Genomic DNA, 23,997 nt, shown 5'->3' on the forward strand with positions numbered 1-23,997 from the left:
GTTCGAATATTCCAAGACCACCGCGCGGCGCCTTCGCTGCGTGTCCCGAAGGAGAACCCATGTCTGAAGACACCAAGGTCCAGGCCGAGCTCCGCGAGAGCTTCGGCAAGGGCTTCGCCCGCCGCCTCCGCGCCGCCGGCAAGATCCCTGCCGTCATCTACGGTCACGGCACCGAGCCCGTCCACGTGGCACTTCCCGGCCACCAGGTCTCGCTGATCATCCGCCGCGCGAACGCGCTGCTGGAGCTCGACATCGACGGCAAGAGCCAGCTCACCCTCGTCAAGGACGTCCAGCGCGACCCGGTGCACCAGATCATCGAGCACATCGACCTGCTCGTCGTGAAGAAGGGCGAGAAGGTCGCGATCGACGTCCCGATCACCATCACGGGCGAGTCGGCTTCGGGCACCATCGTCAACCTCGACGCGACCACGCTCTCGATCGAGGCCGAGGCCACGCACATCCCGCAGCACATCGAGGTCTCGGTCGAGGGGCTGGAAGAGGGCGCACACATCACCGCCGCCGAGGTGAAGCTCCCCAAGGGCTCCACTCTGCTCTCCGACCCCGAGGTCCTCGTGGTCGCCGTCTCCGTTCCCGCGGCTCCGTCCGAGGACGAGACCGCGGAGGACGCCGAGGCAGCTGAGGAGACCGAAGAGGCCGCCGCGGAGTGATCTCCGACTGACTCATCACAGAGGGGACGCGATCCGATCGCGTCCCCTCTGTCATATCCTGACCCGGGGCGCGCACCCGGGTATCGAGAGGACGAGGACATGGCATCCACTTGGCTCGTGGTCGGACTCGGGAATCCCGGTCCCCGATACGAGACGACCCGGCACAACATCGGCCAGATGGTCGTGGACGAGATCGCCGCGCGCCGCGGTGAGACCTTTCGCGAGCACAAAGGCGGAGCGCGGGTCGTCGAGACCTGGCTGCGCCCCGGCGCGGAGAAGCTGGTGCTCGCCAAGCCGAACACCTTCATGAACGTCTCGGGTGCCCCGGTGGCCGCGTTGGCCCGGTTCTACTCCGTTCCCCCCGAACAGGTCGTCGTGGTGCACGATGAACTCGACATCCCCTTCGACACGGTGAAGCTCAAGACCGGAGGTGGTCACGGCGGACACAACGGTGTTCGCGATGTGGCGCGCGCGCTGGGCACCGCCGAGTTCCCCCGCGTGCGGGTGGGGATCGGGCGCCCGGTCGGGCGTCAGGACCCTGCGGACTGGGTGCTCGCACCCTTCGGGAAGGACGAGCGGCCGAACCTACCGATCCTCATCGCCGATGCCGCTGACGCGGTCGAACTGCTCGTGGGCGAAGGTCTGCTCGCGGCGCAGCAGAAGCACCACGCTCCGCGCTGACACGTTCCGACCGCGCTGCGGGGGGGTCAGGCGGTATACGTGGCGAAGCCTGCGGCGCTGCCGGCTGCCAGGGCCGAGACGAGCACGATGAAGAAGAGGACCGCGCCCAGCACGGCGATCACCAGGGCCGCGATCCCGATGCCCCTGCCCTTCCTCTTGGCGATCGCGACGATGCCGATCACGATCGCGGCGATGCCCAGGATCGTTCCGACCCAGAACGACAGCTCCGCCCAGAGAACCTGATCCCGGGCGGGGGACAGCAGGCTGAGGTCGTCGGAGGTCGTGGTCGTGACGCCCTGCGGGAGGACTCGGCCGATTTCGAAGGCGCTGATTCCCACCAGGATCGCGGGCACGACCGCGGCGATGAGCGAGAGGACCAGGGCGACGACGCCGAGGACGGCGGACCGTCGCGGGGCGGTCTCCGGGACGGCATACATGCCCGCGGGGGCAGCGTAGCCTCCCACCGGGACCTGATAGGCGCCAGGAGGCGCCGCCGGGTACGCCGGAGCCGCCGTCGGGGAGGTGGGGGGTGCCGGGTACGCCGGGGGTACCGGAGGAGGCAGCTGCGGATCAATCACGAGCCCATCCTAGGCGTGGCTCAGACGCGGCGGAGCAGCCCCACGCGGTCGTAGACGTCGGACAGGGTGGCATCGGCGACGGCATCCGCGCGGCTGGCGTTCTCCGCCAGGATGCGGTCGAGTTCCGCCGGGTCGTCGAGCAGTTCGAGTGCGCGCGCGCGTACAGGTTCGAACTCCTCGACGATGACTTCCGCGAGGCCCTTCTTGAAGTCTCCGTAGCCGCGCCCCGCGTACTCGTCTTCGATCGATGCGACCTGACGCCCGCTGAGTGCAGCGTAGATCGTGAGAAGGTTCGAGACGCCCGGCTTGTTCTCCCGGTCGAACCGCACGGAGCCCTCGTTGTCCGTGACCGCGCGCATGATCTTCTTCGCGGACTTCGCGGGGTCGTCGAGCAGCCACAGCACGCCGGCGTCGCTCTCCGCCGACTTCGACATCTTCGCGGTCGGATTCTGCAGGTCGTAGATGCGGGCGGTCTCCTTCTGGATGACCGGCATCGGTACCGTGAAGGTCGCGCCGAAGCGGGAGTTGAAGCGCTCGGCGAGATCGCGGGTGAGTTCGACATGCTGCTTCTGGTCGTCGCCGACCGGCACGACATCGGTCTGGTAGAGCAGGATGTCGGCTGCCATGAGCACCGGGTACGTAAAGAGTCCGACGCTCGTCGCGTCGGCGCCGTAGCGCGTCGACTTGTCCTTGAACTGGGTCATCCTGCCGGCTTCGCCGAAGCCGGTGATGGTGCTGAGGATCCAGGCGAGCTCGGCGTGTGCGCGCACGTGCGACTGCACGTAGAGGGTGGACAGTGAGGGTTCGATGCCCGCAGCGATGTACTGGGCGGCAGTGCGCCGCGTCTTCTCGCGGAGCTCAGCCGGGTTCTGGGCGACGGTGAGGGCATGCAGGTCGACCACGGAGAAGTACGCGTCGTAGGAGTTCTGCAGATCTCGCCACTGGAGCAGCGCGCCGATGTAGTTGCCGATCTGGAGGGAGTCGGCGGAGGGCTGCATTCCGGAGTACAGGCGAGGTTTCGTCACAGGATCAATCCTATGGGGTGCGCGGCATGCGCCTACGATGGGCGAATGGCGCCCTCGTCTCCCCGCTCGCGGTCCGGAGCGCGAGGAGTCGCGGATCCCGCGGCGGCGACCGCGCGGGGAGCGGCGTTCCTCGAGGCACTGGGAGCGGAGGCCCGGCGGCTCCATCCCGAGCTCCTCGCGCAGATGCGGGTCGAGGTGACGCACGACAGTGCGGAGGGCGTGTTCGAGGTCGCGGGGAGCCGGTTCGGGCGGCTCGCCGGTCTCGCCGCTCCGGTGGTCGGTCCAGGATTGCTCGTGACACGGTTCGCGCGCGATGTGCCGTTCCGCATCGACACGGTGTCCGGTCGGTCGCGCTCGGGGCGGGCGACGCTCGACACCGTCCGCGAGTTCCGCTTTCCCGGCGCGACGCAGCACGTCGTGGATCGACTCTTCGCAACGGGGCATTCCGCCATCGTGCAGAACGCCTTGGGTGCACGCGGTCGGATTCAGATGCTGGAACGGTGCGCGGTCACCGACAACGGCGCGCTGCGTATGAGCACGCGCGCCGTCGCACTACGGGTGGGCCGACATCGGATCGCACTTCGCGGAATCCTTCGCATCGACGTCGAGCTCGTCGATGGGTGGGATGATGCCCGCCGTCGTCGCACGATCGACATGCGCGCGACGAGCCCTGTTCTCGGAACGATCCTCGAATATCGCGGGTGGTACCGCTACGCAGACGGCACCGGGTCAGGCACGATTCAGTAGCGGTAGTCGACCACGACCGGCGCGTGGTCACTCCACCGCTGGTCATAGGCTGCAGCCCGCGCGACGTGGTAGGTCTCGACCCGCTCAGCGAGCGTCGGTGTCGCGAGGTGATAGTCGATCCGCCACCCGGAGTCGTTGTCGAAAGCCTGTCCGCGCATGGACCACCACGTGTACGGGCCGTCCACCTCGCCGTGGAACCTCCGCCCGACGTCCACCCAGCCGAGGCCCGTGCCCACGGTGCCGTCGACCCCGGTGACCTCGGTGCCCTTCTCTCCGAGGAAGCGGTCGAAATAGGCGCGCTCGCGCGGGAGGAACCCCGCCTTCTTGCGGTTGCCGCGCCAGTTCTTGATGTCGAGCTCGCGGTGCCCGACGTTGAGGTCTCCCGTCACGAGCGCGAGCGCTCCCTCGGTGCCGAGCTCGCTCAGCCGGGTGCCGAAGGCGTCGAGGAACTTCCACTTCTCTTCCTGTTTCGGAGTCTCGGCCTCGCCCGAATGGACATACGCGCTGACCACCGTGAGCGGACGGTCGCCGATCTGGAAGTCGGCCTCGATCCAGCGGCCCTTGGAGTCGAAGTCCTCCGGACCGAAGGCGGTGCGGGAGGCCACGGCCGGGGTGCGGCTCGCGATCGCGACGCCGGCACGGCCCTTCGCCGTCGCCTCGTCGTGCACGAAGGACCAGCCGGGGAGAGCGGCTTCGAGGTGCTCGTCCTGACCGCGGACTTCCTGGAGCGTCAGGATGTCGACACCGGCGTCGTCCAGCCAGCCGCTCATCCCGTTGCGAGCCGCCGCTCGGATCCCGTTGACATTGACCGTGGCGATACGCAGATGAGGCATGTTCCCAGCCTAACGAGAGCCGCCGACATCCCGTCCCGACCGACTCAGCTCCGCCAGCAGGCGTCGCGCGAGCGGTGTCGTCGATGCGGCGGGTGGGGGAGGAGACGCTTCGAGCTCGGCGAGTTCATCCTCGGCGTCACGCACGGCCCGGTTCGCCACCCAGGAGCGATACCACGGTGCCAGTCGGCGGGCGTCGCGCGCTTCTCGCACCCGGATCCGCGCCGCCGTCAGCAGGGTCTGATACTCGGCGATCCGGCGCTCGGCCTCGGTCTCCTGCAGGAGGGGGAGGTCTCTGTCCTGTGCCGAGACCGCGATCCAGGACGAGGCCACCAGCATCACGACCCCGTTCACGCGGAACCACAGCAGCAGACCGATGAAGATGGCGAACGTGGCCAGCAGAGGGTTGGAGGGCGTGTAGCTCAGCAGGAACCCCGCCCCGTATTGCAGGATGGTCATCGCGCCACCACCGAGGAGAGCGCCCGGCCAGATCGTGCGCCAGCGCAAGGACGTCCCCGTCAGGAAGCGCACCATCGCCGCGAGCGCGGAGGACATGAGCGCGAACGACACGACGACCGTACCGATGCGGATGCCGAGGTTGAGGCCGTCCGAGCCCGAGTCCCAGCCGAGCAGGCTGAGCAGCCAACTCAGCACCGCGGCGCTGGCGGAGCTGAGGAGCGAGCCGGCGATCAGAGCGATGCCGAAGATCAGCGCGGCCAGCAGGTCGCGTGCTTTCAGGATCACGTAGCTGCGGCGATCCGGCGGCAGCCCGAAGATGTCCCTGGTCGCGCGGCGTGAGAACGTCACCCACCCGATCGCGGTCCAGATCACGGTGCCGAGCGCGATCAGACCGGTGACGCTCAGCACTCCGGTGGTGCTCGCCGCGATGTCCTGCACCTGCTCCGGCGTGACGACGCCGCCCTGTCCCTTGGGGAGGATCAGGTTCGGGATGTAGCTGTTGATCATGGCGATGAGGCCGTTGACGGCGTCCTCGCTGCCGCCGAGCCAGAGACCGGCGATGGCGAAGGCGAGGTAGATCGCAGCGAAGATGGCGAACAGCGCCTGATAGCTCACGCCTGCCGCGAGCAGGAAGCCGTTGTGCTGCAGGAAGTGCCGCCAGACACGTACGGGGAACAGGCCCAGCGTGCGCTGTGTCAGTGCGGTGGCGCGTTCGACGGCCGCATCGAGGCGACCGGGCTCGGACGCGGCGTCAACGGGTTCAGACACACCCCCACCCTATCCAAGCGATTCGCGCGCGAGATCAGGCGCAAACGCGAGAACAGGCGGCCCCGGAAGGAAACCGCCTGTTCTCGCGTGATCGACTGAAGCCGTGCGCGTCCGGGCTATCCGCGGAGGATCGCCTGCTTCACCTCGGCGATCGCCTTGGTGACCTCGATGCCGCGGGGGCACGCCTCGGAGCAGTTGAAGGTCGTGCGGCAGCGCCAGACGCCTTCCTTGTCGTTGAGGATGTCGAGGCGCACAGCCGCGTTGTCGTCGCGCGAGTCGAAGATGAACCGGTGGGCGTTCACGATCGCCGCGGGGCCGAAGTACTGCCCGTCGGTCCAGAACACGGGGCACGACGAGGTGCACGCGGCGCACAGGATGCACTTGGTGGTGTCGTCGAAGATCTCGCGGTCGGCGATGGACTGGACGCGCTCCTTGCCCTTCTCCGGCACCGAGCTGGCGACCAGGAACGGCTGCACCTCGCGGTAGGACGCGAAGAAGGGCTCCATGTCGACGACGAGGTCCTTCTCCAGCGGCAGGCCCTTGATGGCCTCGACGTAGATCGGCTTCGAGATGTCGAGGTCCTTGATCAGCGTCTTGCACGCGAGGCGGTTGCGGCCGTTGATGCGCATGGCATCGGAGCCGCAGATGCCATGCGCGCAGGAGCGGCGGAAGGTCAGCGAGCCGTCGACCTCCCACTTGATCTTGTGCAGGGCATCGAGCACACGATCGGTGGAATACAGCTCCACGTCGTAGTCGACCCAGTGCGGCTCAGCATCGACCTCGGGGTCGAACCTGCGGATGTTGAAGGTGACGATGAAGGACTGGACGGCTGTCTCTTCGGTCGTGTCGGCAGGTGCTTCTGCGATGGCAGTCGACATGCTCAGTACTTCCTCTCCATCGGCGGGTAGTTGAACTCGCCCTGCTCGTTCTTCGTGAACACCACCGGCTTCCAGTCGAGCTTGATGTGATCGCTCGGGGTGGAGGAGTGCGGGTCGCCGGTCAGGTACGCCATGGTGTGCTTCATGTACTTGTCGTCGTCGCGCTTCGGGAAGTCGTCGCGCATGTGGCCGCCTCGGCTCTCCTCGCGGTTCTGCGCGGCGTAGACGACGACCTCGGCGATGTCGAGCAGGAAGCCGAGCTCGACCGCCTCGAGGAGGTCGGTGTTGAAGCGCTTGCCCTTGTCGTCGACGTGCACGTTCTTGTACCGCTCGCGCAGCTCGGCGATGACGCCGAGCACGTGCTGGAGGGACTCGTGCGTGCGGAACACCTGCGCGCCCTTGTCCATCTCGTCCTGGAGCGTCTTGCGGAGCACGGCGATGCGCTCGGTGCCCTGGTTGTTGCGCAGGCCCTCGAGCATGCCGGAGACGAATCCCGCGGGGTTCTCGGGCAGGGGGACGAACTCGGCCGTCTTGACGTACTCGACCGCGTTGCGGCCGCTTCGCTTGCCGAACACGTTGATGTCGAGCAACGAGTTCGTGCCGAGACGGTTGGCGCCGTGCACCGAGACGCACGCGCACTCGCCGGCGGCGTAGAGGCCGGGGACCACGGTGTCGTTGTCGGCGAGGACCTCGCCGTTGTTGTTCGTGGGGATACCGCCCATGGCGTAGTGCGCGGTCGGCATCACGGGCACCGGCTCGACGACGGGGTCGACACCCAGGTACGTCCGCGCGAACTCGGTGATGTCGGGGAGCTTGGTCTCGAGGACCTCGGCGCCCAGATGCGTGCAGTCGAGCAGGACGTAGTCCTTGTGCGGACCTGCGCCGCGGCCCTCTGCGACCTCCTGGACCATGCAGCGCGCGACGATGTCACGGGGAGCGAGGTCCTTGATCGTGGGGGCGTAGCGCTCCATGAAGCGCTCGCCCGAGGCGTTGCGCAGGATCGCGCCCTCTCCGCGCGCACCTTCGGTGAGGAGGATGCCGAGGCCGGCGAGACCGGTCGGGTGGAACTGGAAGAACTCGAGGTCCTCGAGGGGGAGGCCCTTGCGCCAGACGATGCCGACGCCGTCGCCCGTGAGGGTGTGCGCGTTGGACGTCGTCTTGAAGATCTTGCCGAACCCGCCGGTCGCGAAGATGACGGCCTTGGCCTGGAACACGTGCAGCTCGCCGGTCGCGAGATCGTAGGAGACGACGCCCGCGACCCGGGTCTTCCCGTCGGCGTCCTTCACCGTCAGCAGGTCGAGCACGTAGAACTCGTTGAAGAAGTCGATGCCGAGCTTGACGCAGTTCTGGAACAGCGTCTGCAGGATCATGTGGCCGGTACGGTCGGCGGCGTAGCAGGCGCGGCGGACCGGGGTCTTGCCGTGCTCGGCCGTGTGTCCGCCGAAGCGTCTCTGGTCGATCTTGCCCTCGGGCGTGCGGTTGAAGGGGAGGCCCATGTTCTCGAGGTCGATGACCGCGTCGATGGCCTCTTTCGCGAGGATCTCGGCCGCATCCTGGTCGACGAGGTAGTCGCCGCCCTTGACGGTGTCGAAGGTGTGCCACTCCCACGAGTCCTCTTCGACGTTCGCGAGTGCCGCGGCCATACCGCCCTGCGCTGCGCCGGTGTGCGAACGGGTGGGGTAGAGCTTGGAGATCACCGCGGTCTTCGCGCCGGGGCCGGCCTCGATGGCCGCACGCATGCCCGCGCCGCCGGCGCCGACGATCACGATGTCGAACTGGTGGTAGTGCACGCCGTCACGGACGACGGAATCCTGCGTCTCGGTAGTCACTTCTTCTTAGCCTTCTTCTCAGTTCCCGACCAGCGCGGCGCACTCGGACCAGAGGACGCTGTCCTCGGTCACGCCAAGGCACGGGTCGAACGTGAAGACCACGAGCGTGCCGAGGATGATGAGCAGACCGGCCGCGAGGCCGAGCGCCCACGTGAGCGCCTTGCGAGCGGTGGTGTTCGTGACGTAGTCGTTCACGATCGTGCGCATGCCGTTCGCGCCGTGGATGAGGGCGAGCCACAGCATCAGCACGTCCCACCACTGCCAGAACGGCGTGGCGAACTTGCCGGCGATGAACGCGAAGTCGAGGGCGTGGATGCCCTCGCCGACCATGAGGTTGACGAAGAGGTGGCCGAAGATCAGCACGACGAGCACGATGCCCGACGCGCGCATGAAGACCCAGCCCCACTTCTCGAGGTTCACTCCGCGGCGACGGCGCACCGGGGCGGCGACGGTCTGTGCAGACATCAGTGTCCTCCTCCGAACCCGGCGAACGCGAGCATCAGGTGGCGGGGAACGAAGCCGGCCATGATGATGCCCCACACCAGCAGGACGCCCCAGAACAGCTGGCGCTGGTACTTCGCGCCCTTCGACCAGAAGTCGACGGCGATGATGCGCAGCCCGTTCATCGCGTGGAAGACGATGCCCGCGACCAGCACGACCTCGCCGAGCGCCATGACGGGGTTCTTGTATGTACCGATGACGGCGTTGTACGCCTCCGGCGACACCCTGATGAGTGCCGTGTCGAGCACGTGCACCAAGAGGAAGAAGAAGATGGCGACGCCGGTGATGCGGTGAAGCACCCAGGACCACATGCCTTCGCGTCCCCGATAGAGGGTGCCGCGGGGGGTCTTTGAGGTGGTTTCCGAAATCGACGGTGTCAAGCGCGCGCTCGTGGACACGGTCGTCCTCCCTGATCGATGTGGGTCGGTCGCGTGCGCTGCACTCGTTCAAGTGTGTGCTCGTCGAAGTGGCAGGCACGCCCGATCGCTGTCCATCCTATTCCTGTCCGAAGACGGGGAGCGACGAAGGCGAGCCTAAGTGTCCGTCGCCGACCTCGGACGCGGGCAGCCGCGGAGGCTCGGAGCCCGCAGGTACCCTGGCAGGGTGAGTGAGACCATCGAGGATTTCTATGCCGTCATCCCCGCCGGCGGCATCGGCAGTCGGCTGTGGCCGCTTTCCCGCGCGGACGCGCCGAAGTTCCTGCACGATCTGACCGGATCCGGCCACTCCCTGCTCCGCGACACCTGGGATCGCCTGGAGCCGCTCACCGGGCCGGATCGGATCGCCGTGGTCACGGGACGCGCCCACCGCGCCGCGGTCGAGGCGGAGCTGCCGGGAATCGCCGACCTCAACGTGTTCCTGGAGTCGGAGCCGCGGGAGTCGGCGGCGGCGATCGGGCTGGCCGCCGCGATCCTGCACCGCCGTGAGCCCGACGTGATCGTCGGCTCCTTCAGCGCGGACCACGTGATCCGCAGCACCCGGGTGTTCGAGTTCGCCGTCCGTGACGCCGTCGAGGTCGCCCGCGAAGGCTATATCTGCACGATCGGCATCACCCCGACGGAGCCCGCGATCGGATTCGGCTACATCAAGAAGGGGCCGGAGCTCGTGGTCGAGGGCGCCAGGGAGGCCGCCCTCGTGGAGAGCTTCGTCGAGAAGCCCGACCTCGACACGGCGAAGTCGTATCTCGCGGATAGGGGATACCTCTGGAACGCAGGCATGTTCATCGCGAAGGCGAGCGTGCTGCTCGACGAGATCGCGGCGAACGAACCGGAACTGCACGCCGGTCTGCTCGAACTCGCCGAGGCCTGGGACGATCGCGATCGCCGCGGACCCGCGGTCGATCGGATCTGGCCGCGCCTCAAGAAGATCGCGATCGACTACGCCGTCGCCGAGCCCGCCGCACGCCGCGGGCATCTCGCCGTCGTCCCCGGGCACTTCGACTGGGACGATGTCGGCGACTTCGCCTCACTGACCAAGCTCATCAACAACGGGCGCAAGAACGACCTCGCCGTCCTGGGGCCGAACGCACGAGTGCTCACCGATGGGGCGAGCGGGATCCTGGTCAGTCAGACCTCCCGGGTGATCAGTCTGGTGGGGGTTCAGGACATCGTCGTCGTCGACACCCCCGACGCGCTGCTGGTCACCACGGTCGAGCATGCGCAGCGTGTGAAGGGCGTGGTCGAGTCGCTCAAGCTCACCGGTCGGGGGGATGTGCTCTGAGGTGTGCGCCGATGAGCACGACCCCGCGCTCATCCGGTGGCTTGATTTCAGCTTTGTAACCTTTGGCCAGCACATGCGGCGCGAGCGTGTGCAAAAGCTGAAACAGTAGGTAACTTTGATCGATCCGCGAGGGCCGCGGGTTCGTTGAGGGAGGCATCAGTTGACCATCTCCACCACCAAGAAGCTGCTCGGCGCGACGGTCGCCGCGGGCGTCATCTTCGCACTCGCCGGCTGCGGCCAGGCCCCGACCGACAGCGGGTCGGGCTCCGAGAAGCCGGTCGACTCCGACTTCCTCCCGTGCCTCGTCTCCGACGCCGGCGGATGGAACGACAAGTCGTTCAACCAGTCCGCGAAGGAAGGCATGGACGCCGCCGCTGACGAGCTGGGCATCAAGCCCCTCGAGTTCGAGTCGGCGAACGACAACGACTACGCACCCAACCTCGAGACCGCGGTCTCCGAGGGCTGCTCGCTCATCGTCTCGGTCGGCTTCAAGCTGTCGGCCGCGACCGTCGAGTCGGCGCTCGCGAACCCCGAGATCGACTACGCGATCATCGACGACTGGGCCGACAACGACTTCGACGGCAACGTCGACGCTCCGAACATCAAGCCGCTCGTCTTCGACACCGCTCAGGCCGCCTACCTCGGTGGCTACGCTTCGGCCGCATGGTCGGCGCAGAGCGGCGTGAACAAGGTCGGCACCTTCGGCGGGATGCAGATCCCGTCCGTCGCCGTGTTCATGGACGGCTACCAGCTCGGCGTCGAGAAGTACAACGAGGACAAGTCCGCTTCGGTCGAGGTCTTCGGCTGGGACGCCGCGACGCAGAAGGGCTCCTTCACGGGCGGGTTCGACGCGAACGACACCGCCAAGCAGACCGCGCAGGGCGTGCTCGACCAGGGCGTCGACGTGATCCTGCCGGTCGGCGGCCCGGTGTACCAGAGTGCCGCAGCGGCGATCGCCGACAGCGGCAAGGACACGCTGATGCTCGGTGTCGACAGCGACCTGGCCGTGGTCGACCCGAGTGTCGCCGACATCACGCTGGTCTCGATCATGAAGGCGATCGACGTCGCGGTGAAGGACGCGACCATGGCGGCCGCAGCGGGCGACTTCGACCCGGCGCCGTACGTGGGAACCCTCGAGAACGAGGGCGTGAAGCTCTCCGGCTTCGGTGACTTCGAGTCCCAGCTGCCCGACGGGCTCCTCGACGAGCTCGCCGAGCTGCAGAAGCAGATCATCGCGGGCGACATCACGGTGGAGTCCGAGAACTCCCCGTAAGTCGTCGCAGGTCCAGCACGGGGCGAGTGGTGAGCAGGCTGCCACTCGCCCCGTGCCGTGGACGGACGGTGATTCTCCTGGATGACTCTTCTGGATAAGGTGCAGATATGAAGCTCGAACTTCGCGGCATCACCAAGCGATTCGGCAGCCTCGTGGCCAACGACCACATCGACCTGGTGGTCGAACCGGGCGAGATCCACGCGCTGCTCGGCGAGAACGGAGCGGGCAAGTCCACGCTCATGAACGTCCTCTACGGCCTGTATCAGGCGGATGAGGGCGAGATCCTCCTCGATGACGAGGTGCAGCGCTTCCGCGGTCCCGGCGACGCGATGGCTGCGGGGATCGGCATGGTCCACCAGCACTTCATGCTCGTTCCTGTCTTCACCGTCGCCGAGAACGTCATGCTCGGCCACGAGCAGACCAAGGCACTGGGCACGCTCGACATCGCGAAGGCGCGAGAGCACGTGCGATCGGTCGCGGCCCGCTTCGGATTCGATATCGACCCGGACGCGCTCGTGGGCGACCTGCCCGTCGGAGTCCAGCAGCGCGTCGAGATCATCAAGGCGCTCTCGCGCGACGCGAAGGTGCTCGTGTTCGACGAGCCGACCGCGGTGCTCACGCCGCAGGAGACCGACGAGCTGATGAACATCATGCGTCAGCTGCGCGACGAGGGCACCGCGATCGTGTTCATCACGCACAAGCTGCGCGAGGTGCGCGAGGTCGCAGACAAGATCACCATCGTCCGGCTCGGACGCGTCGTGGGTGAGGCGTCTCCCACCGCGACGAATGCCGAACTCGCCTCTCTCATGGTCGGCAGGGCTGTCGAGCTCACGGTCCAGAAGGATCCGCCCCGTCTCGGCGAGGGCGGGCTCGAAGTCTCGGGCCTGCGCATCCTGACGCCCACCGGCGCGATCGTCGTCGATGGCATCGACTTCGCCGTCCGCCCCGGCGAGGTCCTCGCGATCGCGGGTGTCCAGGGCAACGGCCAGACGGAACTGGTCGAGGCCATCGTCGGCCTCGCGGCGCGCGTGGAAGGCAGCATCTCCCTCGACGGCAAGGAGCTGGTCGGGAAGAGTGTGCGCGCGATCCTCGACGCCGGTGTCGGGTTCGTGCCTGAGGACCGTACCGAGGACGGCCTGGTCGCAGGCTTCTCCGTCGCGGAGAACCTCATCCTGGACCGCTCGGACGACCCGGAATTCAGTCGTGCAGGCACGCTGCGTCGCGCGGCGCTGGACGAGTTCGCCCGCGCGCGCATCACCGAATACGACATCCGCACCCAGGGGCCCGAGACGGCGGCAGGAACGCTGTCCGGCGGAAACCAGCAGAAGGTCGTCATCGCCCGAGAGATGAGCCGTGACCTGCGGCTCCTCGTCGCCGCGCAGCCGACGCGCGGTGTCGACGTCGGATCGATCGAGTTCATCCACAAACGAATCATCGAGACACGGGATGCCGGTATCCCGGTGATCGTCGTCTCCACGGAGCTCGACGAGGTCGCGGCTCTGGCCGATCGGATCGCGGTCATGTATCGCGGCACGATCGTCGGCATCGTCCCCGGCGACACGCCTCGGGAGACACTCGGACTCATGATGGCCGGAGCGGCCGAAGGGGAGGTGGCCGCGTGAGCGGAGCGACACCCGGCGCAGGTGATGTGACCAAGGGCATCCCGCCGCAGGAGCTCGCCACGAGCACCGGCACGGTTCCGCGCGACCCGGCCGACGTGCCGCCGCCTCCGCGCGGCAACGTCATCCTCAAGGAGATCCTCCGCGGCAACGCCGTCACGACGATCCTCGCGATCGTGCTGGCGCTCATCGTCGGCGGCATCCTGATCGCCGTCACCAACGAGGACGTGCAGGCGGCGTCCGTGTACTTCTTCGCCCAGCCCGGTGACACCTTCGTCGCGGCCTGGAACGCCGTGTACAACGGCTACGAGGCGCTGTTCCGCGGCGCGATCTTCAACGCGAGGGGTGCTGACTTCGCGGCGCAGATCCGTCCGCTGACGAACACCCTCGGCTTCGCGGCCCCGCTCATCGCCGCAGGTCTCGGCGTCGCTCTGGCATTCCGCGTCGGCCTGTTCAACATCGGTGCCCGCGGTCAGATGCTCATCGGCGTCGCCGTCGCGGCCCTGTTCACGTTCTCGCTCGACCTGCCGATCTGGCTGCACCTCCCGGTCACCCTCATCGCCGGAATCGCCGGTGGTGCGCTCTGGGGCGCGATCGCAGGACTCATCAAGGCACGCACCGGTGCGCACGAGGTGATCCTCACGATCATGCTCAACTACATCGCGTACTACCTGCTGTTGTGGATGATCCGCACGCCCGGCCTGCTGCAGAAGCCGGGGACGAACCAGGCACTCGGCTCGGCGACACCGGAGAGTGCGCAGTTCCCGACCCTGCTGGGCCCGCAGTTCCCGCTGCTCGATCTCGGCTTCGTGATCGTGATCGTGGCGACCCTCTTCGTCTGGTGGCTCATCGAGCGTTCGTCGCTCGGCATGCGCATGCGCGCCGTGGGCGAGAACCCGCATGCCGCGCGTGCCGCAGGGATCAGCGTGCAGCGCATCTACGTGTACGCGATGCTGTTCGCCGGAGGTCTCGCGGGCCTCGCGGGCATGAATCAGATCCAGGGGGCGGTCACGACCGGCGTCACCGAGACGATCGACGCCGGCATCGGGTTCGACGCGATCACCGTCGCGCTCCTCGGCCGCAGCCGTGCGTGGGGCACCTTCGCGGCCGGCATCCTGTTCGGCGCGCTCAAGGCGGGTTCGTTCTCGATGCAGGCGCAGGACATCCCGGTCGACATCGTCCTCGTGGTGCAGTCGCTCGTGGTGCTGTTCATCGCTGCGCCGCCGTTGCTGCGCTCGGTGTTCTTCCTGCCCAAGACCGATGCGGAGAAAGCTGCCAAGGCGAGATCCAAGGCGGCGAAGAAGGCGGTGGCCGCATGATGTCCCTCACACAGACCGTGTCCGCAGGCGGCGCCGTCCAGCTCGAGACCGTCAAGGATCGGCACCTCAAGGCGCCGATCGTCCTCGCCGTGGCCACCGCGCTGCTGGCCCTGCTGTTCCTCACCGTGCCGCGCGACGGCATCAGCACGTTCCGGCTCTCGGACCCGTCGGCGGCACTCGGGCTCCCGGATGTCGCCTTGCCCACGGCATCGACCTTCTGGGTCGTGTTCGGCATCCTGGTCGTCCTGACGGTCGGGGCGTTCCTCCGCGCCTGGATCTACCGTCCGCCGTCCCTCTGGCTGGTCATCGCCTACAGCGTGCTCGCCGTCTTCGCGTTCCTCGTCTGGGCGTCGGCCGGAGGCCTGGTCCCCGTCACGAGCCTCCTGTTCGGCGCGGTGTCGCTCTCGGTGCCCCTCGTCTTCGGTGCATTGGGCGGGGTGATCGGCGAACGTGCCGGCGTCGTGAACGTGGCGATCGAAGGGCAACTGCTCCTCGGAGCATTCTCCGCCGCGCTGCTCTCCAGCATCACCGGCAACCCGTTCGTCGGTCTGATCGGCGCGATGATCGGCGGCGTCCTGGTGGCCAGCGTGCTCGCCGCGTTCGCCATCAAGTATCTCGTCGAGCAGGTCATCGTCGGTGTGGTGCTGAACGTGCTCGTCACGGGTCTCACCGGATTCCTGTACGGGGCGCTCCTCGCGCCGAACGAGGAGGCGCTGAACACCCCGGTGCGGTTCCCCCGAGTGGAGATCCCGCTGCTGAGCGACATCCCGATCATCGGACCCGTGCTGTTCAACCAGACGTTCATCGGATACCTGATGTTCGTGACCGTCGCCGTCGTCGCGTGGGGGCTGTACCGCACGCGGTGGGGCCTGCGCGTCCGCGCCGTGGGAGAGCACCCGCAGGCGGCCGACACCGTCGGCATCAAGGTGAACCCGACCCGCTTCTGGAACGTACTGCTGGCCGGCGCGATCGCCGGCATGGGCGGCGCGTACTTCACGCTCGTCTCCGTGCCGCAGTTCGGCAAGGAGATGACGGCGGGCCTCGGCTTCATCGCCCTCGCGGCCGTGATCTTCGGGCGCTGGGATCCCATTCGTGCGACGCTCGCGGCGCTGCTGTTCGGTTTCGCCACCAACCTGCAGAACCTGCTCTCGATCCTGAAGACGCCGATCCCCGGCGAGTTCATGCTCATGCTGCCCTACGTCGTGACACTGCTCGCAGTCGCCGGGTTCGCCGGACAGATCAAGGCCCCTGCCGCCGACGGCAAGCCGTACATCAAGTCCTAGCCCTGCCGGGAAGAGAGAAATATCGCTATGACCGACATCGACTGGGATGAACTGCGCCAGGTCGCCACGGACGCCATGACGAAGGCGTACGCGCCGTACTCGCGCTACCGCGTGGGGGCGGCGGCCCTCGTCGGGGACGGCCGGATCGTGGCCGGGTGCAACGTCGAGAACGCCTCCTACGGGGTGACGCTGTGCGCCGAATGCGCGCTCGTCGGAGACCTGCACATGTCCGGCGGCGGACAGCTCGTCGCCTTCGTGTGCGTGAACAACGAAGGGCAGACGATCATGCCGTGCGGCCGCTGCCGTCAGCTGCTGTTCGAGCACGCGATGCCCGGGATGCTGCTCGAGACGGTTTCCGGCATCCGCACGATCGACGAGGTGCTGCCCGATGCGTTCGGGCCGCGCGACCTGGAGGATGCACGATGACGACGGTGGAGCCCTTCGACGCGGTGGACGTCATCCGCGCCAAGCGCGACGGAGGCGCCGTCCCCGAGGCCGCGCTTCGCTGGATGGTCGACGCATACACGCGCGGATACGTGTCGGACGCGCAGATGGCGTCGTTCGCGATGGCCGTCTTCCAGCGGGGTATGGAGCGCGACGAGATCCGCGTGCTCACCGACGCGATGATCGCCTCGGGGGAGCGGATGAGCTTCGCCTCTCTCGGCAAGAAGACCGTCGACAAGCACTCCACCGGCGGCGTGGGTGACAAGATCACGCTTCCGCTCGCGCCGCTGGTCGCCACGTTCGGCGTCGCCGTCCCGCAGTTGAGCGGCCGAGGACTCGGACACACGGGCGGCACGCTCGACAAGCTCGAGTCGATCCCGGGCTGGCGTGCGGCGCTCAGCAACGAGGAGATGTTCGCGCAGATGCAGAGCGATGTCGGGGCGGTCATCTGCGCCGCCGGTTCCGGGCTCGCCCCCGCCGACAAGAAGCTGTACGCGCTTCGCGATGTCACGGGAACCGTCGAGGCCATCCCGCTGATCGCCTCGAGCATCATGTCGAAGAAGATCGCAGAGGGAACCGACGCGCTGGTGCTGGATGTGAAGTTCGGCTCGGGTGCCTTCATGCAGGACATCGATCGTGCGCGCGAGCTCGCCCGCACGATGGTCGCGCTCGGGACCGATTCCGGCGTGGCGACCACGGCGCTGCTGACCGATATGAGCGTCCCGCTCGGGCGCGCGATCGGCAATGCCAACGAGGTCCGCGAATCGGTGGAGATCCTCGCCGGCGGGGGGCCTGCCGACGTGCGGGAGCTGACGCTCGCCCTGGCACGGGAAATGCTCGCTCTCGCCGGTCAGCCGGATGCCGACGTGGCGGCCGCCCTCGACGACGGGCGTGCGATGGACACCTGGAAGGCGATGATCCGCGCACAGGACGGGGATCCCGACGCCCAGCTGCCGACGGCTCGCGAGACGCACGTCGTGACGGCTCCGGAGGACGGCGTGCTCACACGCCTGGAGGCGCTCCCGTTCGGCGTCGCCGCCTGGCGACTCGGCGCAGGCCGCGCCAGGGCTGAGGACCCCGTGATCTTCGAGGCGGGTATCGATCTGCATGCGAAGCCGGGCGATCGCGTCGTGGCCGGGCAGCCGCTGTTCACCCTGTCCGCGGCGGACGAGGCTCGCTTCCCCCGAGCGATGGAAGCGCTCGAGGGCGCGTGGGCGATCGGTGGCGAGGCACAGGAGGCCGGCCCCATCGTGCGTGAGCGCATCACAGCGTGACCGCGGACCGCTAGCCTGAACTGAGCACATCCGCGACGGAGGAGGACCACCATGTCGATCGATGCGAACGGCGACGTCACGCTGCAGGGCGTCTCCCTGCGGAGTCTCCCCAAGGTGTCGCTGCACGATCATCTCGACGGTGCTCTGCGCCCCGCGACGATCATCGAGCTCGCGGACGCGATCGGCCTCGACGTTCCGAAGTCCGACCCCGCGGCGCTCGGCGCCTGGTTCGCGAAGCAGAGCGACTCGGGCTCATTGGTGGAGTACCTCAAGACCTTCGACCTGACGACCGCCGTGATGCAGACCCCGGAGGGACTCACCCGCGTCGCGCGCGAGTTCGTCCAGGACCTCGCGGCCGACGGCGTGGTCTACGGGGAGGTGCGCTGGGCTCCGGAGCAGCACCAGGCTCGCGGACTGACGCTCGAGCAGGCCGTGGAGGCCGTGCAGCAGGGTATCGAGGAGGGCGAGGACGCCGCCGACCGCGATGGTCGGAGCATCCGCGTCGGACAGCTGATCACGGCCATGCGCCACACCGATCGGGCCAGGGAGATCGCAGAGTTGGCGGTCGACTTCCGCGGCCGCGGTGCCGTCGGGTTCGATATCGCGGGACCGGAGGACGGCTTCCCGCCGTCGAATCACCGCGAGGCGTTCGACTATCTCGCCGGCAACTTCTTCCCGGTGACCGTGCATGCCGGAGAAGCCGCGGGGCTTGCGTCGATCCGTTCGGCTCTGCTGGACGGGCGCGCACTGCGACTCGGTCACGGCGTCCGCATCGCCGAGGACCTCCAGGTGGTGACCCAGGAAGGCGATGAGGTGCAGGTGCGGTTCGGCGACCTCGCACGGTGGGTCCGCGACCGCGAGATCCCGCTCGAACTGTCGCCGTCCTCGAACCTGCAGACGGGGGCGATCGCGGCGTGGGGCAACACGCTGGCGGATCACCCGTTCGACCTGCTGTATCAGCTCGGCTTCTCCGTGACCGTGAACGTCGACAATCGCACGATGAGCGCCACCTCGCTCACGCGTGAACTCGCACTGCTCGTCGAGACCTTCGAGTACGACCTCGACGACCTCGAGACGTTCCAGTTCAACGCCGCTGCAGCCGCCTTCCTCCCGGTCGAGGAGCGGGAAGAGCTCGTCGAGCTGATCGCCGAGGGCTTCGACATCTGATCGGCCGCGTTCGGTCTCGCATGTCCGCGTCCGTCTTCATCGCCGGTCCCGCCTCCTGGAATCGGATCGTCGTGGTGGATCGGCTGCCCGAGCCGGTGCCGCACATGCAGTTCGCCGAGGAGACCTGGGAGACGGTCGGCGGCACCAGCGCAGGAAAGGCGCTCAGCCTGACCGCCTTGGGACGGACGACGCAGCTCTACGCGCTCGCCGGACGGGATGCGGAGGGGCAACGGGTGCGCGCCGCCCTACGGCAGGCGGACGTGGACGTGCGGTGGGCCGACGCCACGACCGAGCGGCATCTGAACCTGATGACGCGTGCGGGGGCGCGGGTGTCGCTGTACCTCTCGTCACCGGGCGAGACCGCGGGGGCGGATGACGGCCTGCTGCGCGCGCAAATGGCGAGCGCTGAAGCGGTGGTGCTCGACCTCGCCGCCGAGCCGCTGCGGCTCCTGCCCCTCGCCCGCGCGACCGGGACCCCGATCTGGGTCGATGTGCACGACTACGACGGCGAGGCGGCCTTCCACCGACCGTTCCTGGAAGCAGCGGACGCCGTCTTCTGCAACGCTGATCGTCTCGCCGACCCGATCTCCTTCCTTCGCTCCCGCGTTGCCGCCGGGGCGACACTGGCGGTGTGCACGCTCGGCGCGGACGGCGCGGCGGCCGTGGACGAGCACGGCGTCGAGCACCGGGTGCGCGCGGTCCCCGTCGACGTCGTCGACACCAACGGCGCCGGTGATGCCTTCTTCGCCGGAGTGCTCGATGCACGTCTCGGCGGCGCAGGTCTCGTCACTGCGCTCGAGGCGGGCGCGCGCACGGCTGCGTCGGTCCTTGGTTCGCGGCACCTGCACCCCCGGCTCTACGCCGTGCTGGACGCCGGCTCTACAGGGGCGTGACGGTCAGGGGGCGAGCGGTGCGAGGAACTCCTCGACCAGGCGCGTGACTTCCGCGTGCATCTCCTCGGAGGAGATCGTCGGCGTGCCATCGCCGTCCTGCGGGCCGTAGTCGCCGAATGAGGCGTGGGAGGCGCCGTCGATCTCCACCATCTCGGCATCCGCGGGGAGCTCCGCGCGCGCGTCGGCGATCTTCTGCGGGGTGGAGAGCCCGTCCTCGCTCCCGGAGAGACTCAGGACCGGGAGTCCGCTCTCCGAGAGGTCGTTCGCGCAGTAGGAGCCGAAGAGCACGAGCGCATCGGCGTCCGGGGCGAGCTGGCAGGCGCGCACGCCTCCGAGGGAGTGGCCCCCGACGGCCCAGACGTCGACGTCCGGTGCGGCGGAGGTGAAGGCATCGAGGCCACGAGGATCGAAGAAGGCCAGGTTCAGCCAGGGGCGGGTGATCACGACAGTGACGCCGTCTTCCGCGAGTCCCTGGAGGATGGCTGCATAGGCCCACGGATCGACCTTGGCACCGGGAATGAAGACCAGCCCGGTCTCGGACTCGCCGTCCGCAGGCTCGAGCACGATGCCCTGATCGGCGTCCCTCACCGTGATCTGCGGGTTCTCCTGCACCGTGGCGAGCGGCTCGGGCTCTGCGGCCATGACCCCGATCTGGCTCCACGCGACGACGCCCCCGACGACGAGCACCACCACGATTGCAAGGCTCCACAGAACGCGCTTCAGGATTCGGCGGCCACGTGTCTTCTGCACGGGTCAACGTTACTCCGTGGTGCGTTCCTGACCGGCGACGCCAGGGTGCGTACGGAGGTACTCCTCGAAGGCTTCAGCGGTCGTGCGGCGCGGCGTGTATCCGAATTCGTCCTTCAGGCGTCCGTTCGCCAGCACCGGGCGGTAGCGGAGGAACGGCACCTTCTCCGGTCCGTGTTCCGTCAGGCGCAGTGCCCGTCCGATCCGGAGACCTGCGGCGAGAAGCCCGGCGGGTACGGCGAGCTCCGGCTTGTGCAATCGGGCGGCGATCTCGGGCACGCTCATGCATCCGTCGCCTGCGACGTTGAAGATCCCGGGTGGTCCGTCGGTCGCCGCACGGACCATGGCCGCGGCGACATCGTCCACCCAGACGAACACGAACGGGGATTCGGATCCCGCGATGCGGAGGATCCGTCTCCCGTCCCAGAGCGCGGTGATCTGATTCCGCACGGACGGGCCGAGGATGGTGCCGATGCGGAAGATCACCTGCTCGAGGGCGGGATGGGTCACACGGTACTGGGCGAGCATCTCCTCGACCAGGCGCTTGTGCCGTGAGTACGGGAACTCGTCGTTGCCCCGCAGCGGCCGCTCCTCGTCGATCCAGTCCGGATTGTCGGCGTGGTACCCGTAAGCGGCCCCGGAACTGGAGACGACGATGCGGCGGACGTCGGCGTCAACGCACGCGGCGAGGACGTTCGCCGTCCCGGTCACGTCGACGCGGTACTCGAGGGCGACGTCTCGGCCCGGATTGACGATCGCCGCCAGATGCACGACCGTGTCGATGCGATGCGCGCGGAGCAGGGGCGCGATGGCCGAGGGATCGGTCACATCCAGTCTCTCGTCGACGACGCGGTCGCGGGGAGCGCCGGCGCGCAGATCCGCGGCGACGACGATATCGACGTCATCGCGCGCTGCGAGGGCTTCGGCGACGTGAGATCCGAGGAAGCCTCCGCCGCCTGTGATGAGCACCCGCGACATCAGGCCGCCTCGACGGAGGCGCGGCCGCTGCTGTCACCGGTCGGCGTCCCCGTGCGACGTCGTGTGTGGCGGGCCCAGAGTCCCGCGAGCACGAGGCCCGCGATGATGTCCCAGGTACCCCACCAGCCCGCGACGACGGCCATGCCCCCGAGCCCGTCGAAGAACAGGAACACCAGTCCGAGACCGAGGCCGGCGTTGCGGATGCCGACTTCGAACGTCATGGCCTTGCGCTCGCGGGTGCCGAGGCCGCCCACGACCGCGGTGCCGTAGCCGAGGGCGAGCGCGACGGCGTCGTGGACGGCGACGACGAGCAGGATGATCCCCAGTACCTGCACGAAGACCGCCCAGTTCCCGACGAGCGCCGCGACGATGAAGCCGAGTAGCGCGATCAGGCTGAACCACTTCACGAACGGCTGCACCCGAGCGCTCATCCCTGGCGCCTTCGCGCGGAGGATGAGTCCGACTGCGAAGGGGAGACCGATGATGAGGAAGATCTCCAGCAGCATCCGCCAAGGGTCGAGCGAGACGTCGCGCAGAAGCGTGCGCGCGGTCGGATGCAGAGAAGCCCAGAACGTGATGCTGAGCGGCATCGCGACGATGTAGACGAGGTTCCCGACGGCGGTGAGAGAGACCGAGAGCGCGACGTTGCCGCCGGCGCGATGCGTCAGCACCTGTGAGATGTTGCCGGGCGGGCAGCACGCGACCAGGATCATCCCCAGGGCCATCGACGGGGGGATGGGCAGCACGAGGGTCAGCAGGAACGTCGCGACGGGGAGCAGCAGCAGCTGTGCGAGGATCGCGATCACGAACGGCTTCGGGTGCTTCGCCACGACCCGGAAGTCGCGCGGCGAGGTGTCGAGCGCGATGCCGAACATGATCAGTCCCAACACGACGTTGAGGATCGTCAGCGTTCCGGGCGTGAACGACAGGACGACGTCGTCGACGTTCATGCCGACGCCTCCAGCGCGCTCTTCTCGCGGCGCACGGCGCTGCGGTAGGCGTCCTTGTTGACGTAGTACGCCATCCGGTCGAGGCCGAGATAGCGATATCCGCCGGAGGTGTCCGGCCAGGGGGCGCCCGTGACGCGGTCGCGGAAGCGCGCGGCACGCGCCGGGTCATGCTCCGCGGCGTCGAGGTAGGTCGCGAGCAGATCGGCCTGTTCGTACCGACCCTGCCAGCCGATCCCGGATGTCTCGATCATGCCCATCACGTACAACCCGTTGAAGGAAGCGGGGAAGACGTTGAGGAACAGCCGCGGCGACGCGCCGCGCCAGTGCAGATGCTCGCGATCCACGAACGGGTAGTCCAGGGTGTAGCCGGTGGCCAGCAGCACGAGGTCGTACTCGTCCGAGCTGCCGTCGCGGAAGCGCACGGTCTTCCCGTCGAACCGGTCGATGTCCGCACGGATGCGAAGATCGCCCTGCCCGAGGTGGTTCAGGATCAGGGTGTTCACGATGGGGTGCGACTCGTAGATGCGATAGTCGGGCTTGGGGAACCCGAAGTGCACCGGGTCTCCGGTGAACGCGCGCAGCACACGGCTGTCGACGGCCTGCTTGATCCGGGCAGGCAGCGGGCGCCCCTGATTGAGGGTGTCGCTCGGCTTGCCGAACAGGTAGCGCGGCACGAAGTAGTATCCGCGGCGGACACTCATATCGATCGAGTCGGCGTGATGAACGGCATCCACCGCGATGTCGCAGCCGGAGTTGCCCGCGCCGATGAGCAGCACCCGCTTCCCCCGGAGCATCTCGGGGGACTTGTAAGCGCTGGTGTGCAGCAGCTCGCCGGTGAACTCGCCGCGGAACGAGGGCACATTCGGTTCCGCGAGGGTGCCGTTCGCCAGCACGACACCGGCGTACCAGCGGGTCTCCTCGCCGTCGGGGCCGCTGCTCGTGAGGTCCCACCCGCCGTCGCGCGGTTCGAGACGGGTGACCTTCGTCTCGAAACGGAACAGATCGGTCAGCCCGAAGCGGTCGGCGTACTCCTGGAAATACTCCTTCAACACGCGGTGGCCGGGGTAGTCGACCCGGGTGCGCATGGGGAACTCCGAGAACTCGGTCGTGGTGCGGGAGGAGATCAGGTGCGCCGACTCGTACATCGTGCTGCGCGGGTTGGTGATGTCCCACAGCCCGCCGACGCCGTGGGATGCTTCGTAGCCGTCGACCTCGATACCGCGCCTGTGGAGCGCGCGCGCTGTGGCCAACCCCGATGGTCCCGCCCCGATGACGGCATATCTGTTCATCATGCTCCCCGCACGTCGCTGTGCTCGAAAAACGCCCCCGCCCACCGATCGTAACCGGTGGGCGGGGGCGCCGAGATC

At 68.0% G+C, this 23,997-nt stretch carries 24 protein-coding genes; 12 read left to right on the forward strand and 12 right to left on the reverse strand.

Features of this window, described 5'->3' with window-relative positions:
• The first annotated feature begins 59 nt into the window (after nt 1-59).
• Both LC041_RS04130 and pth read left to right on the forward strand, forming a co-directional pair.
• Entirely contained in the window at nt 60-668 is a 609-nt protein-coding gene (locus LC041_RS04130) for a 50S ribosomal protein L25/general stress protein Ctc (protein ID WP_226531679.1), read from the forward strand.
• A gap of 99 nt (nt 669-767) precedes the next feature.
• Nucleotides 768-1,349, forward strand: a complete 582-nt coding sequence (gene pth / locus LC041_RS04135; RefSeq protein ID WP_226531680.1) for an aminoacyl-tRNA hydrolase — start codon at nt 768-770, stop codon at nt 1,347-1,349.
• A gap of 26 nt (nt 1,350-1,375) precedes the next feature.
• On the opposite strand, the gene LC041_RS04140 is transcribed toward pth, so the two are convergent.
• Together LC041_RS04140 and trpS are read right to left on the reverse strand one after the other, a co-directional pair.
• Nucleotides 1,376-1,927 (reverse strand): hypothetical protein, encoded by a 552-nt coding sequence (locus LC041_RS04140; protein WP_226531681.1) that lies wholly within the window; start codon nt 1,925-1,927, stop codon nt 1,376-1,378.
• A 20-nt stretch (nt 1,928-1,947) separates the two neighbouring features.
• Nucleotides 1,948-2,952: a tryptophan--tRNA ligase gene (gene trpS, locus LC041_RS04145; RefSeq protein ID WP_226531682.1), complete on the reverse strand. Its 1,005-nt coding sequence runs from the start codon at nt 2,950-2,952 to the stop codon at nt 1,948-1,950.
• 45 nt (nt 2,953-2,997) lie between these two features.
• Here trpS and LC041_RS04150 point away from each other — a divergent pair, with 45 nt between their 5' ends.
• Nucleotides 2,998-3,699 (forward strand): DUF4166 domain-containing protein, encoded by a 702-nt coding sequence (locus LC041_RS04150; protein WP_226531683.1) that lies wholly within the window; start codon nt 2,998-3,000, stop codon nt 3,697-3,699.
• On the opposite strand, the gene LC041_RS04155 is transcribed toward LC041_RS04150, so the two are convergent.
• The 6 genes from LC041_RS04155 to sdhC form a co-directional block, all read right to left on the reverse strand.
• A complete protein-coding gene (locus LC041_RS04155) occupies nt 3,693-4,532 on the reverse strand; it encodes an exodeoxyribonuclease III (RefSeq protein ID WP_226531684.1) in 840 nt (279 codons plus the stop codon). The genes LC041_RS04150 and LC041_RS04155 overlap by 7 nt on opposite strands.
• Before the next feature lie 9 nt (nt 4,533-4,541).
• Nucleotides 4,542-5,756 carry a YihY/virulence factor BrkB family protein gene (locus tag LC041_RS04160; RefSeq protein ID WP_226531685.1) on the reverse strand — a complete coding sequence of 405 codons (1,215 nt, stop codon included), beginning with the start codon at nt 5,754-5,756 and terminating at the stop codon, nt 4,542-4,544.
• A gap of 116 nt (nt 5,757-5,872) precedes the next feature.
• A complete protein-coding gene (locus tag LC041_RS04165; protein ID WP_226531686.1) occupies nt 5,873-6,634 on the reverse strand; it encodes a succinate dehydrogenase iron-sulfur subunit in 762 nt (253 codons plus the stop codon).
• A gap of 2 nt (nt 6,635-6,636) precedes the next feature.
• Nucleotides 6,637-8,463 (reverse strand): succinate dehydrogenase flavoprotein subunit, encoded by a 1,827-nt coding sequence (gene sdhA / locus LC041_RS04170; RefSeq protein ID WP_226531687.1) that lies wholly within the window; start codon nt 8,461-8,463, stop codon nt 6,637-6,639.
• A gap of 18 nt (nt 8,464-8,481) precedes the next feature.
• Nucleotides 8,482-8,928: a succinate dehydrogenase hydrophobic membrane anchor subunit gene (locus LC041_RS04175; RefSeq protein ID WP_226531688.1), complete on the reverse strand. Its 447-nt coding sequence runs from the start codon at nt 8,926-8,928 to the stop codon at nt 8,482-8,484.
• Entirely contained in the window at nt 8,928-9,362 is a 435-nt protein-coding gene (sdhC, locus tag LC041_RS04180; protein WP_074731658.1) for a succinate dehydrogenase, cytochrome b556 subunit, read from the reverse strand. The genes LC041_RS04175 and sdhC overlap by 1 nt, the downstream gene beginning before the upstream one ends.
• Nucleotides 9,363-9,567: 205 nt before the next feature.
• Between sdhC and LC041_RS04185 the strand changes: the two genes are divergently transcribed.
• The 9 genes from LC041_RS04185 (at nt 9,568) to LC041_RS04225 (ending at nt 19,955) form a co-directional block, all read left to right on the forward strand.
• Entirely contained in the window at nt 9,568-10,683 is a 1,116-nt protein-coding gene (locus LC041_RS04185; RefSeq protein WP_226531689.1) for a mannose-1-phosphate guanylyltransferase, read from the forward strand.
• A 160-nt stretch (nt 10,684-10,843) separates the two neighbouring features.
• Complete coding sequence (locus LC041_RS04190) at nt 10,844-11,956, forward strand: BMP family lipoprotein (RefSeq protein WP_226531690.1); 1,113 nt, start codon at nt 10,844-10,846, stop codon at nt 11,954-11,956.
• 107 nt (nt 11,957-12,063) lie between these two features.
• Complete coding sequence (locus LC041_RS04195) at nt 12,064-13,578, forward strand: ABC transporter ATP-binding protein (RefSeq protein WP_226531691.1); 1,515 nt, start codon at nt 12,064-12,066, stop codon at nt 13,576-13,578.
• The gene (locus LC041_RS04200; RefSeq protein ID WP_226531692.1) at nt 13,575-14,894 is read left to right on the forward strand and encodes an ABC transporter permease; all 1,320 of its coding nucleotides are present in this window, start codon (nt 13,575-13,577) and stop codon (nt 14,892-14,894) included. The genes LC041_RS04195 and LC041_RS04200 overlap by 4 nt, the downstream gene beginning before the upstream one ends.
• Entirely contained in the window at nt 14,891-16,177 is a 1,287-nt protein-coding gene (locus tag LC041_RS04205; protein WP_374197651.1) for an ABC transporter permease, read from the forward strand. The genes LC041_RS04200 and LC041_RS04205 overlap by 4 nt, the downstream gene beginning before the upstream one ends.
• A gap of 27 nt (nt 16,178-16,204) precedes the next feature.
• The gene (locus tag LC041_RS04210; protein ID WP_226531693.1) at nt 16,205-16,603 is read left to right on the forward strand and encodes a cytidine deaminase; all 399 of its coding nucleotides are present in this window, start codon (nt 16,205-16,207) and stop codon (nt 16,601-16,603) included.
• A complete protein-coding gene (locus tag LC041_RS04215; protein ID WP_226531694.1) occupies nt 16,600-17,895 on the forward strand; it encodes a thymidine phosphorylase in 1,296 nt (431 codons plus the stop codon). Before LC041_RS04210 ends, LC041_RS04215 begins: the two co-directional genes overlap by 4 nt.
• A gap of 51 nt (nt 17,896-17,946) precedes the next feature.
• Entirely contained in the window at nt 17,947-19,062 is a 1,116-nt protein-coding gene (locus LC041_RS04220; protein ID WP_226531695.1) for an adenosine deaminase, read from the forward strand.
• A gap of 20 nt (nt 19,063-19,082) precedes the next feature.
• Nucleotides 19,083-19,955 carry a carbohydrate kinase family protein gene (locus LC041_RS04225; RefSeq protein ID WP_226531696.1) on the forward strand — a complete coding sequence of 291 codons (873 nt, stop codon included), beginning with the start codon at nt 19,083-19,085 and terminating at the stop codon, nt 19,953-19,955.
• Between the two features lie 3 nt (nt 19,956-19,958).
• Here LC041_RS04225 and LC041_RS04230 read toward each other — a convergent pair whose 3' ends face one another.
• The 4 genes from LC041_RS04230 to LC041_RS04245 are packed head-to-tail and all read right to left on the reverse strand — an operon-like array spanning nt 19,959 to nt 23,922.
• Entirely contained in the window at nt 19,959-20,705 is a 747-nt protein-coding gene (locus LC041_RS04230) for an alpha/beta hydrolase (RefSeq protein ID WP_226531697.1), read from the reverse strand.
• Between the two features lie 9 nt (nt 20,706-20,714).
• Nucleotides 20,715-21,680 carry an SDR family oxidoreductase gene (locus LC041_RS04235; RefSeq protein WP_226531698.1) on the reverse strand — a complete coding sequence of 322 codons (966 nt, stop codon included), beginning with the start codon at nt 21,678-21,680 and terminating at the stop codon, nt 20,715-20,717.
• The gene (locus LC041_RS04240; RefSeq protein ID WP_226531699.1) at nt 21,680-22,630 is read right to left on the reverse strand and encodes a bile acid:sodium symporter family protein; all 951 of its coding nucleotides are present in this window, start codon (nt 22,628-22,630) and stop codon (nt 21,680-21,682) included. The genes LC041_RS04235 and LC041_RS04240 overlap by 1 nt, the downstream gene beginning before the upstream one ends.
• Entirely contained in the window at nt 22,627-23,922 is a 1,296-nt protein-coding gene (locus LC041_RS04245; protein WP_226531700.1) for a flavin-containing monooxygenase, read from the reverse strand. The genes LC041_RS04240 and LC041_RS04245 overlap by 4 nt, the downstream gene beginning before the upstream one ends.
• Nucleotides 23,923-23,997: the final 75 nt, after the last annotated feature.

The sequence above is a fragment of the Microbacterium paraoxydans genome (assembly GCF_020524545.1).
GTDB lineage: Bacteria > Actinomycetota > Actinomycetes > Actinomycetales > Microbacteriaceae > Microbacterium > Microbacterium paraoxydans_C.

What these genes read in the sequence shown, in the direction of transcription:
- LC041_RS04130 (WP_226531679.1), top strand. Translation starts at nt 60, where the DNA reads ATGTCTGAAGACACCAAGGTCCAGGCCGAGCTCCGCGAGAGCTTCGGC.
- pth (WP_226531680.1), top strand. Translation starts at nt 768, where the DNA reads ATGGCATCCACTTGGCTCGTGGTCGGACTCGGGAATCCCGGTCCCCGA.
- LC041_RS04150 (WP_226531683.1), top strand. Translation starts at nt 2,998, where the DNA reads ATGGCGCCCTCGTCTCCCCGCTCGCGGTCCGGAGCGCGAGGAGTCGCG.
- LC041_RS04155 (WP_226531684.1), bottom strand. Translation starts at nt 4,532, where the DNA reads ATGCCTCATCTGCGTATCGCCACGGTCAATGTCAACGGGATCCGAGCG.
- LC041_RS04165 (WP_226531686.1), bottom strand. Translation starts at nt 6,634, where the DNA reads ATGTCGACTGCCATCGCAGAAGCACCTGCCGACACGACCGAAGAGACA.
- LC041_RS04175 (WP_226531688.1), bottom strand. Translation starts at nt 8,928, where the DNA reads ATGTCTGCACAGACCGTCGCCGCCCCGGTGCGCCGTCGCCGCGGAGTG.
- LC041_RS04195 (WP_226531691.1), top strand. Translation starts at nt 12,064, where the DNA reads ATGAAGCTCGAACTTCGCGGCATCACCAAGCGATTCGGCAGCCTCGTG.
- LC041_RS04205 (WP_374197651.1), top strand. Translation starts at nt 14,891, where the DNA reads ATGATGTCCCTCACACAGACCGTGTCCGCAGGCGGCGCCGTCCAGCTC.
- LC041_RS04210 (WP_226531693.1), top strand. Translation starts at nt 16,205, where the DNA reads ATGACCGACATCGACTGGGATGAACTGCGCCAGGTCGCCACGGACGCC.
- LC041_RS04215 (WP_226531694.1), top strand. Translation starts at nt 16,600, where the DNA reads ATGACGACGGTGGAGCCCTTCGACGCGGTGGACGTCATCCGCGCCAAG.
- LC041_RS04220 (WP_226531695.1), top strand. Translation starts at nt 17,947, where the DNA reads ATGTCGATCGATGCGAACGGCGACGTCACGCTGCAGGGCGTCTCCCTG.
- LC041_RS04225 (WP_226531696.1), top strand. Translation starts at nt 19,083, where the DNA reads ATGTCCGCGTCCGTCTTCATCGCCGGTCCCGCCTCCTGGAATCGGATC.
- LC041_RS04235 (WP_226531698.1), bottom strand. Translation starts at nt 21,680, where the DNA reads ATGTCGCGGGTGCTCATCACAGGCGGCGGAGGCTTCCTCGGATCTCAC.
- LC041_RS04240 (WP_226531699.1), bottom strand. Translation starts at nt 22,630, where the DNA reads ATGAACGTCGACGACGTCGTCCTGTCGTTCACGCCCGGAACGCTGACG.
- LC041_RS04245 (WP_226531700.1), bottom strand. Translation starts at nt 23,922, where the DNA reads ATGATGAACAGATATGCCGTCATCGGGGCGGGACCATCGGGGTTGGCC.